Here is a 10,822-nt window from a genome sequence, read left to right on the forward strand (position 1 = left end):
ACCTTGCCGGATATCGATCCCCGACGGTCCCCCAAGACCGGCCCCGCCCCGCCGAGGCGACTTGCGCCGCTCATTCATTGCCTGCTCGCACCTTGGTCGATCGCCTGCGCGGCTTTGATGGTGGCATCGATGGCGATATCGATCGCAAGTCCCGCTCATGCCGACAGCCCGACGGTGGAGGGCTTCTTGGAGCAGTACCGACAAGGCTGTCTTCGGCATCGCAGCCGCCGCGGACACGACTATCTTCTGGGTCAAGCTTGGTGCACCTGTGCCGCCGCGCGCTTTCGCATGGAGGGCGAGCCCCAAGAACTCGAGACCTTGGCCCAACGCGCCGCCCGCGGCGAATCCCTTGACGACATCCCGCTCTTCGGGCGCGCCATACGCAATCGTGATCGCTGCGATAGCGTCGGGAGTTTCGACGATACCCCACCGGATCGGCTTTCGAGACCTCAACGCTTCGGCCGCTTCACCATCGCCCTGCCCCCGGGATTTTTGCTGCTAGAGCGCGATATCGATACGCATCGAGAGCGCTACGCCTTCCAACGCATCCACGCCGACCGACAATCATCGGCGCTGCTCGAAATCACGATCCGGCGAGTCGATCCGCATGAAAAGACGAACGAGGAGGCGCGGGCGTCCAAGTTAGGGGAACTGCTCGATACCATCTCGAAAAGCCATCGCGGTTTTGCGATCGTCGAAAAGCCGGCGATCATCGAAGGGGCCATCACCTTTCATCGCGCCCTTTGGGAGGGAGCCAGCCAAGGCACGAACAGGCAAGGGGAGATTCGCATCGCCTACCGGGATCGAAGCGAGATCCTGATCCGGCTCGAAGATCACCGGCGATTCGCGAAAAGATCTTTGGCCGCGATGCGCCACGCCATCGAATCCTTTCGCCTTCTGGACGGGCGCTAAAGCCGCGATTTTCGATCCCGCCGTCCCGCTACCGGGGAAACCCGGGAAAGACCCACGCCATCGACCGCTTATAAGACCACTTGCTTATAAGACCACCTGCTTGTAAGACCACTTGGGAGAACGACCATGGCCGCCAAACAGAAAAAAGTGATCATCACCTGCGCCACCACCGGCTCGATCCACACCCCGACGATGTCCGAGCACCTGCCGCTGACCCCTGGCGATATCGCCCGCCAATCGATCGATGCCGCCGAAGCGGGGGCGGCGATCATCCATCTGCACGCCCGCAACCCCGAGGATGGCCGCCCCACACCGGACCCGCAAGTCTTCATGGAATTCCTGCCCCGCATCAAACAAGGCTGCGATGCGGTGGTCAATATCACCACCGGCGGCGGCCACGGCATGAGCCTCGAAGAGAGGATGGCAGGAGCGCTGCAAGCCCGCCCCGAGATGAGCTCGCTCAATATGGGCTCGATGAATTTCGGGCTTTATCCGATGCTGGACCGCTACCCGCACTTTCAATACGAGTGGGAGCGGACCCACCTCGAAAACAGCCGCGACTTCATCTTTCGCAACACTTTCAAAGATATCGAGCGCGTGCTCAAAGAGCTGGGCGAGACCCACGGAACCCGCTTCGAGTTCGAATGCTACGACACCGGACATCTTTATAACCTCGCCCATTTCCTGGATCGCGGACTCGTCAAACCCCCGCTCTTCGTACAAACGATCTTCGGCATCCTCGGCGGCATCGGCGCCGACCAGGAAAACCTCCTCCATCAAAAGCGCATCGCCGACAAACTCTTCGGCGACGACTACCATTGGAGCGTTCTCGCCGCCGGCCGACACCAGATCGGATTCGTCACCATGGGCGCGATTTTGGGAGGCAATGTCCGCGTCGGCTTGGAAGACAGCCTCTATGCCTACAAAGGAAAACTCGCGAAGTCCAATGCCGAACAAGTGAAGATCGTACGCTCGATCTTGGAAAACCTCTCCCTCGATATCGCCACCCCCAACGAGGCCCGAGAAATGCTCGCCCTCAAAGGCGGCGATGATGTGGGCTTTTGACCCAAAAAAACAGACGATGAGGGAACTACCTCACCTTCCTTCATAGTCTGCGAAACTTGGGTGTAAACTAATCGGCGGCACGGATGTATTCAACAAAAACCGACTATCCGGAGAATGAAAATGAGCGAAATCAAACTATTCGTAGCGACATCGACCATCGTCCAGGAGATTTCCGGGAAAACCGCGAATCTCGAAAGAGACATTCAAACTCTATTTGAAAACCATCTGGATACGCTGTTGAATATTCGTTTTATATGCAGTGAATTTAAAGCAGGAGATGGCCGTATTGATACGCTGGGACTTGATGAGAAGAACAACCCGGTGATCATAGAGTATAAAAGGAATATGACCTCGCATAGTATAAATCAAGGATTGTCTTATAGAAATTGGCTCGTAAGGCATAAGAAAGACTTTTATTTCGAAGTTTTTAGTCGAATCGATAAAAAGACAGCCGATCTCATCGAATGGTCGGCGCCTCGTTTAATTTGCATAGCGGCGGATTTTGGAAAGTACGATGTTGGAGCGTCAAATGAGATTTCCAATATCGATCTAATCAAATACAGAAAATACGGTAATGAATTGATGCTGCTTGAATTTATGAATCGACCGCCCAGCAACAATGACAGCACTAAAACCAAACGTTCTAAAATCGAATTACCCTCGATCAACCAACGACGCGTGGAAAGTATTCCATCAAAGCAAAAAATGACCCGAGATAAAACCCATGCAGAACACCACGCAGAGATGGACCCGGAACAAGCCGGACGCTATAGAGTTTTGGAAGATTTCTTACAATCTCTTGGCACCGATATTGTGCAATCCAGAAAAGTCAAAATCGAAGTTTTTTCCCGAAATAAGAAAAAATTCGCCAGCCTGCAATTGATGAATCGACGACGACAGATTTATGTCTCTTTAAGTTTGGATCCAAAATGGGATATCCCGGAATTGGAAGATGGATTCACTCGAGACCTAACTGGAAAAGGACATTGGGGTATCGGAAAACTGCAAGTGATCATCGGATCCGATCGAGATATCGAACGGGCAAAACCCTTGATTCATAGGGCCTACGATAAGGCTTATCGTCGTTGACCGATTGCTCCAAGTTGGTCATTCAACCGAAGGGTTTACTCTCTCCAATTCAGCATGAGTTAATCAGCCAAACCATAAAGGTTAACGGAACTCTCTTTGCCCTCCTTGGTGGCATCGGCCATCAACGACGAAAAAAGGCACCCAAGCGATGGAGCGGATCGAATTCCTGGCCGGTGTCGATGGAGATTCGGGCGCTCATCCCCGCCCTTAAAGAACCGGATTCGAGATATCCGGAGTCGGGCGAATCGGCATCGGAGGGTAAATCCGGGCTCGGTATCATCTCCAACAGAACCGGTATCCTTTGGACGACCTTCACCCAGTTACCGGTGGCATTTTGCGGCGGGAGGATCGAGAACTCCGCCCCGGTCGCCGGGGCGATGGCGCTCACCTTCGCCTTCCAAACGAGGTCGGGGTAGGCGTCGATCTTCACCGTGGCGGGTTGACCCTCGGCGATGTGGGTCAGCTGGGTCTCTTTCAGGTTGGCCTCGACCCAAACCCTTCCCTTCTCGATCAGGCTGAATATCGCCTCGCCTTCGCCCACATATTCCCCGGGCTCCAAGCTCATATTGCTGACGATCCCGTCGGCCGGAGCGAGCACCTGGGTGTTTTCCAAATCAAGACTCGCCCTGGCCCGCAGCGCCTGAGCCTGCAAGAATGCCGGATGCGTCTCGGTCGGCATCTCGACATCGCCCCCTAGATCGCTCAAAGCCCGCTCCACCTGCTGCGATAGAAGGCGATGCTTGGCCCTCGCCAAAGCGAGTTCGTGCACGGCCTGTTCGCGATCCTCATCGCCGCCCCGATCGAGCCGACGAGAAAGAAAGTCCACCCGCTCCCTCGCCTGTGCTTCTTGCGCCAACGCCTCTCGATAATCGGCCCGCAGATGGGCGATCCGGCTCCGTGCCAGATCCAACTCGGCATCGGCTTGATCGAGGGCGATCTGAAAAGGCCTTGGATCGATCCGAAAAAGCGGCTGATCCTTTCGAACGAAGGCGTTATCCCTCACTCCGACCCACTCCACCCGCCCGGAAATATCGGCGCTGATCGCGACGATGCCGAACTTGATGTAGGCATTCTCGGTGGTGATATATCGCCCGCTCTTGACGTAGAAATAAAGCGATAGAAGAACCGCAAGGCACGGGATCACCCCCAGCAGCAGTATGCGCAGCGTTCGAGGCCGAAGGCGCGGAATCAGCGGCAATGTCCTTCCTTTTATCGTTGTTCTTTGGCGGCAAGCGACTTCGAGGGGCGACGGCAAGGGAGCCGGGTAGCAGGTTCTATCATCGCCGAACCTCGGAGCATCTCTTCGGATCTCGTCAAAAATCCATCGGATTTCCCATCCCCGCCAATCCCCGAGCCATCAATCGGCGAACGATAAGGGCGTTTTCGGCGAAGATTGATGTACCCTTGCAAGCCGATTCCCTCTTCGATTCCCGTTTTTTCCGCCGATGATTCTCACTCTTTGCCGGTGCGAGCAGGTGTCCGGTCGATCGGCCGGTCTCGGTTAGTCTATACCCAGCACCCACGAAAGCCATCCGAAACCGAGATTGACCGATGCGAACGACCAAAAAACACCGCTTCGCCGGTTGAACGACAAGGCCGAATTCCTCCCCCATGACAACTGCCGACTTCCAACGACTCTCCAACTTCATCTGGGATGTTGCCGATCTGCTGCGCGGCCTCTACCGTCCGCCGCAGTACGAGCGGGTGATGCTGCCCATGACGGTGCTGCGCCGATTCGAATGCGTACTGAGCCCCTCCAAGAAGGCCGTCCTCGCCGAATACGAGAAGCACCGACATAAAGATAGCCAGCTCGTCGATGGAATATTGAACAATCGGGCCAAAGACGAAGATGGCAGATCATTGGGTTTTCACAACCACAGCGCCTTGGACTTCCAATCGCTCAGAGGCGATCCGGATAATATCGGGCAAAACTTGATCAGTTACATCAGCGGCTTCTCGGAGAATATCCGCAAGATATTCGAATACTTCGAATTCGAAAAAGAGATCGAGAAGATGGCGGAAGCCGACCGCCTCTATCTGGTGGTCTCCAGATTCGCCGAGATCGATCTGCACCCCAAGACGGTGGATAACATCACCATGGGGCTGGTATTCGAGGACCTGATCCGACGCTTCAACGAAGCCGCCAACGAGACGGCGGGCGATCACTTCACCCCGCGCGAGGTGATCCGCCTTATGGTTAACCTATTGCTGGCACTCCCCCGCCCTAGGGTTATTTGGGACACTATTTAAGACCTGATCCCAACCCTGATTTTATGGGACAACGGAGGTGTTCCATGACCATTCAGAAGGATGAGAAACCGGGTTCGACTCGCAGAAAGCGCATGACGGCCAAGCGCAAGCAAGAGGCTGTCAAACGAGTTGACCGGGGTGAGCCCATCGAACTGGTGGCTCGAAGCTTCGATGTAACCCGCGGCCGATGTCAGTCGCTGGCTGAAGTAAGGCGGACTACGCGGTTCTGGGGGCTTTGAAAGACAGTGAGTGCGACGGCAGGGACCTGCAGATCAAGGAACTTCAGTCCAAGGTGGGGGAACTCACCATGATCCTCGAGCTCCGAGATGAGAAGATCGAGCGATTGGGAGAACGGCCGCCCTTTTGTGCGCAGGAGGTCAAAGCGATGAGTCTCGTCGTTTCGATCTTTCGGGAAAAAGCCCTACGGTGTGGAACGGGTTTGCGAGGGTTGGCGGATGAGCAGTTCTACCGTCTATCGCCATCTGAAAGAGGCATCGGGCGACTCGCCGCCTCGTCGTCGGCGAGGGCCGAACGGCGCGATGCCCGATCCGCAGATGACCCAAGCCATCAAGCAGGTGATCGAGGGGAGTCCGTTCCATGGTGAAGGGTATCGCAAGGTGCACGCGCGCCTGCGATACAAGGATATTCGCACATCGCCGGTGCGGGTCTTGCGGCTCATGCGTGGAACAACGGCTTGCTCGCCAAATCCTGTCGGGGACCGGCTCGTGGCCCGCGTGCTCACGACGGAACCATCATCCCCGCCGATAAGTCGATGAGATGTGGGGCACCGACATGACGACAACCGCTTTGAGTACCGGAAAGCTTAATCGCCGTCTTCGTGGCCATCGACCATCTCTCGGCGAGTTGCGTCGGGCTGCACTTAGCCTGAGAGAGGCACGCGCTTCGAAGCGTTGCAGCCCGTTCGCCAAGGGGTGAAGGAGCGCTTCGGTGCCATCGGCGAAGGCGTGGCTGTGGGCCTTGCCCATCCGCCACGACAACGGGTCGCAGTATGTCAGCCATGCCTTCCAAGACGAAATCCGTTGGCTGGGAATCGAATCGTCACCATCCTTCGTTCGCTAACGTAAGGCAACGGCTGCGCCGAGCGATTCATCCGCTTTTCCAAGGAAAATCTGCTCTGGCTGAAAGCGTACTCGTGCATCGAGGACCTGCAAAGAGCCCTCCAGCGATTCAAGGACGAGTACAACGAAAAGTGGCTGATCGAGCGCCACGGACAGCGCTCGCCAAGCCAGTTCATACGCGACGAGATGGATGAAACCCCGATCGCCGCGTAAGCCTTAATCAGTGTCCCATTAACCCTAGTGCGCTACAGATGGATAAATTTCAGATGGTATTCAAAGATGAGTTGAATTCGCTTTTCATAGAGCGTATGGAGTTGAACGAGAAGCTATTCACCGACTATATGAGTCAACCTGAATTGCAAGAGGTTGTATCGAAGTATCTGGGGGAGCAGATCTACAAGCGTTTTTCGCAAAACCCGCCCGATCCCAAGGAGCCTCCTATCTAGCGCACTCTCGTAGCGTTTCGAAGGGCGAACTGTCTCTCGCCGTCTTTTCCCAAGTGCCTTGAATGCGCCGCTTGGGAAACACCGACGCCACCATCGAAAAACCGCTCTCGCCCGGGGTCTCCCGCGCACGACTTCGATCGATCATCGCCGTCAAATCGCCTCCCACCGAAAACACCCGGCTCGGCTGTCGATGCTTCGCCTTGAATGACGAAGCGGACAGATAAGCGGACATTTTTCAGGACATCACGCTACTGACTTTATGCATATCTATCTGATATTATTACGATATTGGCGATTTATCTCACGGACGGAAAAGCGGACACAATGAGCGACGAAATCACCCGGGACGATGGCGAAACCGTCAGCCTGTTCGAGCCATTGATGGTCAGCGAAGGCTCTTCGATGCGCCCGCCGCTCAACGACATGGCGCTTGAACTGGCAACGGCTTCGGCTCGTTTCGTCGGCAGCCTGCCTGCATCCATCGCCGACGCTCTGGCGGATCTGATCCGCTCGATGAATTGCTATTACAGCAACCTGATCGAGGGGCATCATACCCACCCGATCGATATCGAACGGGCGCTGAATGACGACTACAGCGACGATCCGAAAAAGCGCGATCTGCAACTCGAAGCCAAGGCGCACATTACCGTTCAAAGATGGATCGACGAGGGCGGATTGAGCGAAAGCCCGACCTCGCCGGAGATGATCCGGGAGATCCATCGCCGTTTTTATCAAGCGGTGCCACTCGATCTCTTCTCGTACGATCTCCTCTTCGTCGAGATGCCTTCGACCGGCGAGCGCATCCCTGTGGTACCCGGAGAGATCAGAAGGCGAGATGTCAAGGTCAACCACCATGTAGCGGTCACTCCCGGTTCGATCCCCCGCTTTCTCGGTAGGCTGCATGATGCCTACCGTCATGCGGGGCGAATCGAATCCATCCTCGCCGCCGGGTGTGCGCATCACCGCTTGCTCTGGGTCCATCCCTTTTTGGATGGAAACGGTCGTGTCGCCCGATTGATGTCTTATGCGATGTTACGACAAGCGCTCGACACCAAAGGGCTTTGGTCGGTTGCCCGCGGTCTTGCGAAAAACGAAGCGGAATATAAAAGCCATCTTGCCGCCTGCGATCAACCCCGGCGAGGCGATCACGACGGGCGAGGGGCGTTGAGCGAAGCCGCGCTTGCCGACTTCACGGCTTTTTTCTTAGAAACTTGCATCGATCAGATCGCTTTCATGCAAGACTTGATGAAGATCGATCGTTTGCAAGATCGCATTTTGATCTGGGCCGAGGAAGAAATACGCTCGAAGAACCTGCCGACCGGATCGGATAGGGTTCTGCGCGCCGTATCGATGCAAGGTTCGATCCCCCGTGCGGAAGTCCCATCGATCTTGGGCGCCACACAAAGAACCGCGCGCCGAGTGACATCCGCCCTGCTGGAGATCGGCGCCCTTCGATCAACAAGCACGCGCGCCCCATTGCAACTCGCTTTTCCCGCAAAACTCGCAGAGCGCTGGATGCCCGGCCTCTTTCCAAGCAAATAGCAAATAAGGACAGTCTCGGCGAAGCGCGACAAACGGCGAAAAAAGAAACGATAACGATTCATTCATCCATCAATCTCTCGCCGGGCGTGGATGTCGGAATGGATTGCGATATAAATCGTCGTGGCTTTCCACTCCGACATCCAAAACGCAATGGCCGCGGGGACGGGCGATGCATAACAATATATAGCCCGCGGCGATTTGATCCTCCTTCAATGCAACGCCCTCGCTCTGATCGACCACACCGGATATCAATCGACCGGCGCAGGTCATACACCCGCCATAGCGACAGCCATAAGGCAACACCATGCCTTTCGCTTCCAAGGCGTCCAACAAAGGATCTTCGGCTGATACCGAAAATTCCCTCCCGCCGCGATTGCGCAAAGTCACCCGATAGCAAGGCGCGGACATCCACTTACAGCCAAATATCCGATGTGCAATCACCACCCGGATAGCGCATTTCGTGGCACCTGGCAGGACCGTTCGGCTCTTTCGAAAAGTCCACGAAGAAATCGGGGTTGATCTTGAGGCCACCGGTTTCGATATCGCAATCCACCTGAATCATGCAGCCGCCCTTTTCCTTCATATCCGGATAGAACTGATTGTCCCAAGTGGAAAAAAGCGAGTCGGTCACATATAAACGCCGACCATCCAAGGATAGTTGAATCATCTGCGGTCCACCGGCGACGGGACGACCGTTGACCTCGCTAACGCGCCCCGGCGCCCCCGGCAGACCACCCAAAAACACTTGCCCTACGAGTCGAGGTTCGCTCGGCACGGAGATATCGTATTGCCGCACATCTCCTTGCAGCCAGTTGGAAAAATACAAAAAGCGATCGTCCATCGATACCAAGATATCGGTGATAAGCCCCGGCACCGGAATCGGCCAGCCATCGATTTTCACCGATGGCACATCGATCACCTTGTTGACCTCCCAGTCGCCGCCACCGTTCTTGTGCCAGTGAAAAATATTGGACGATAGGGTGGCGCCGACATAACCATGGGTGGAATCGGGATCGTGATGAAAGCGCACTTCCAAGGGAATCATCCCTTCCTCGCCCAATTGGACGGTCTTGACGATGCTCTTTTCGGCGAAATCCCAAAAGTGAATTTGATCGCCGTATTTTCCCTGCTTCACATCCTCCAGATCGAAACCCGGCATGAATGTATTGGGAGCGCCCCACTCGGACGAGACCATCATATTGTGGCGCGGCTGATACCAAAAATCGTAGTTGAACTTCATCGGCGAAATATCGTTTTCCCACCTTCCCACGATCTCGAAGTTCTCGTCGATATGCAAAAAGCCGCCCGGGGCTTCCCCTTTGGCATCGCCGAGCATCGAAATGATGATATCCGCCCCCAAACAATGCACCGTATGCGGCGCCGACAGATCGGTTTTGGCCTTGATTTCGGCACCGTCGATCACTTTATGCAAGCGCGGGGCACGCGGGTCGGTCGCGCAGTCCACGATATGCAAATTGGTGGTACGCACCCCCGGCACAATCAGATATCGCCGCTCCTTGGACGCATCTTTGTGGCACGATGAGCAGGCATTCCAGCCGATATGATGCAGCTCGTCGCCGATGCCGGGGACCTCCAAACGATGAATCACCTGACTATAGGTAGGGCTTTCGGGGTCGACGTCGATCGTCGCCAGATAATCCGGTTTTTCCACGCCGGTGCCTACGTAAAGCGCGGTGGTATAAAGCAGTTTTTCGCGAGACGCGGCAATCGCCGCCTTCGGTGAGGCGTAGCCCGGTCCACAACATTCTTTGTCGCTCATCGCTTCTTCTCCTTGAATGGGTTTCGTGAACGATGCGCCGAGCGGATCGTTCGACGGCGAAAAAAATCGAGAGCCTGCACTCGGGCAAGGCCCGGTTCATACCCGACGACATTCATACGCCATGAAAAAACCGAAATCGCGCCGCGTTTTTTCGGTGGATGGTTCGGTGGATGGATGGCAAGGCCGACTTTATCTGCCGATAGTAGCGAAAAACGACGTCGGGGCACATCGGCGGTCGGGTGTATGATCATCGAGACATTCTCGGGGCACTCTCGGGCGAGAGGGGCGGGAAAATCGTATCTTTGCGACAAGATCCCCATTCGAAGGGGACACCGGCAATGCCTGCCGATCGATATGGGCGGGCGAAGAAGGAGGAGAAAAAGATGAACACCATCGATCTTCGAACGCGCAATGCCATCGTCACCGGTGGGGCTCAAGGTATCGGGCGCAGCATCGCCGAGCGTCTGCTCGATTCCGGGGCGAGGGTGATGATCTGGGATAAGGATCGAGACTTGGCCGAGAGCGCCTCGCAGGAGATCTTGGCCTCCCGCCAAGGCAGGGAGGGCGATCTGCGGCATTCGGCGGTGGATGTCACCGACGCCGAAGCGGTGATGAGCGCCTTTGCCATGGCGGTGCAAGACCTCGGATGCATCGATATC

Annotated in this window: 11 protein-coding genes and 1 pseudogene; 8 read left to right on the plus strand and 4 right to left on the minus strand. The window is 55.9% G+C overall.

Translation table 11 applies throughout. From position 1 onward, the window contains the following. Positions 1-3 precede the first annotated feature (3 nt). From BF99_RS0111530 to BF99_RS22980, 3 genes are all read left to right on the plus strand, one after another. Positions 4-912 carry a hypothetical protein gene (locus tag BF99_RS0111530; RefSeq protein ID WP_025770972.1) on the plus strand — a complete coding sequence of 303 codons (909 nt, stop codon included), beginning with the start codon at positions 4-6 and terminating at the stop codon, positions 910-912. A gap of 126 nt (positions 913-1,038) precedes the next feature. Continuing rightward, complete coding sequence (locus tag BF99_RS0111535) at positions 1,039-1,977, plus strand: 3-keto-5-aminohexanoate cleavage protein (RefSeq protein ID WP_025770973.1); 939 nt, start codon at positions 1,039-1,041, stop codon at positions 1,975-1,977. 120 nt (positions 1,978-2,097) lie between these two features. Beyond that, positions 2,098-3,066, plus strand: a complete 969-nt coding sequence (locus tag BF99_RS22980) for a hypothetical protein (RefSeq protein ID WP_038098180.1) — start codon at positions 2,098-2,100, stop codon at positions 3,064-3,066. Positions 3,067-3,187: 121 nt separating this feature from the next. Here the strand turns inward: BF99_RS22980 and BF99_RS0111545 are convergent, their stop codons facing one another. Further along, the gene (locus BF99_RS0111545; protein WP_025770975.1) at positions 3,188-4,264 is read right to left on the minus strand and encodes an HlyD family secretion protein; all 1,077 of its coding nucleotides are present in this window, start codon (positions 4,262-4,264) and stop codon (positions 3,188-3,190) included. A 413-nt stretch (positions 4,265-4,677) separates the two neighbouring features. On the opposite strand from BF99_RS0111545, the gene BF99_RS0111555 reads away from it, so the two are divergent. The 3 genes and pseudogenes from BF99_RS0111555 (at position 4,678) to BF99_RS0111565 (ending at position 6,841) form a co-directional block, all read left to right on the plus strand. Beyond that, a complete protein-coding gene (locus BF99_RS0111555; RefSeq protein ID WP_025770977.1) occupies positions 4,678-5,316 on the plus strand; it encodes a type I restriction-modification system subunit M N-terminal domain-containing protein in 639 nt (212 codons plus the stop codon). 44 nt (positions 5,317-5,360) lie between these two features. Beyond that, positions 5,361-6,608 (plus strand): annotated as a pseudogene (locus BF99_RS22540) (DDE-type integrase/transposase/recombinase). A gap of 53 nt (positions 6,609-6,661) precedes the next feature. After that, positions 6,662-6,841, plus strand: a complete 180-nt coding sequence (locus tag BF99_RS0111565) for a hypothetical protein (RefSeq protein ID WP_197019116.1) — start codon at positions 6,662-6,664, stop codon at positions 6,839-6,841. Here the strand turns inward: BF99_RS0111565 and BF99_RS22985 are convergent. After that, entirely contained in the window at positions 6,834-7,073 is a 240-nt protein-coding gene (locus tag BF99_RS22985; protein WP_156013286.1) for a hypothetical protein, read from the minus strand. The two genes, BF99_RS0111565 and BF99_RS22985, sit on opposite strands and share 8 nt — an antisense overlap. A gap of 92 nt (positions 7,074-7,165) precedes the next feature. Here BF99_RS22985 and BF99_RS0111575 point away from each other — a divergent pair, with 92 nt between their 5' ends. Then, positions 7,166-8,383, plus strand: a complete 1,218-nt coding sequence (locus tag BF99_RS0111575) for a Fic family protein (protein ID WP_025770980.1) — start codon at positions 7,166-7,168, stop codon at positions 8,381-8,383. Positions 8,384-8,452: 69 nt separating this feature from the next. Here the strand turns inward: BF99_RS0111575 and BF99_RS0111580 are convergent, their stop codons facing one another. Both BF99_RS0111580 and BF99_RS0111585 read right to left on the minus strand, forming a co-directional pair. Then, complete coding sequence (locus tag BF99_RS0111580) at positions 8,453-8,791, minus strand: 2Fe-2S iron-sulfur cluster-binding protein (protein ID WP_025770981.1); 339 nt, start codon at positions 8,789-8,791, stop codon at positions 8,453-8,455. A 4-nt stretch (positions 8,792-8,795) separates the two neighbouring features. Beyond that, on the minus strand, positions 8,796-10,163 hold the full coding sequence (locus BF99_RS0111585) for a selenium-binding family protein (protein ID WP_025770982.1): 1,368 nt from the start codon (positions 10,161-10,163) through the stop codon (positions 8,796-8,798). A 383-nt stretch (positions 10,164-10,546) separates the two neighbouring features. On the opposite strand from BF99_RS0111585, the gene BF99_RS20825 reads away from it, so the two are divergent. Continuing rightward, the coding region (locus tag BF99_RS20825; RefSeq protein WP_156013287.1) for an SDR family NAD(P)-dependent oxidoreductase at positions 10,547-10,822 on the plus strand (276 nt) is incomplete at its 3' end.

The organism is Thioalkalivibrio sp. HK1 (assembly GCA_000583135.1).
In the GTDB taxonomy this organism is placed as follows: Bacteria; Pseudomonadota; Gammaproteobacteria; order HK1; family HK1; genus HK1.

Excerpts from the sequence above, each read along its gene's own strand:
- BF99_RS0111555 (WP_025770977.1), top strand. The coding sequence starts at position 4,678 with ATGACAACTGCCGACTTCCAACGACTCTCCAACTTCATCTGGGATGTT.
- BF99_RS0111585 (WP_025770982.1), bottom strand. The coding sequence starts at position 10,163 with ATGAGCGACAAAGAATGTTGTGGACCGGGCTACGCCTCACCGAAGGCG.
- BF99_RS0111565 (WP_197019116.1), top strand. The coding sequence starts at position 6,662 with ATGGTATTCAAAGATGAGTTGAATTCGCTTTTCATAGAGCGTATGGAG.
- BF99_RS22985 (WP_156013286.1), bottom strand. The coding sequence starts at position 7,073 with ATGTCCGCTTATCTGTCCGCTTCGTCATTCAAGGCGAAGCATCGACAG.
- BF99_RS22980 (WP_038098180.1), top strand. The coding sequence starts at position 2,098 with ATGAGCGAAATCAAACTATTCGTAGCGACATCGACCATCGTCCAGGAG.
- BF99_RS0111580 (WP_025770981.1), bottom strand. The coding sequence starts at position 8,791 with ATGTCCGCGCCTTGCTATCGGGTGACTTTGCGCAATCGCGGCGGGAGG.
- BF99_RS0111535 (WP_025770973.1), top strand. The coding sequence starts at position 1,039 with ATGGCCGCCAAACAGAAAAAAGTGATCATCACCTGCGCCACCACCGGC.
- BF99_RS0111575 (WP_025770980.1), top strand. The coding sequence starts at position 7,166 with ATGAGCGACGAAATCACCCGGGACGATGGCGAAACCGTCAGCCTGTTC.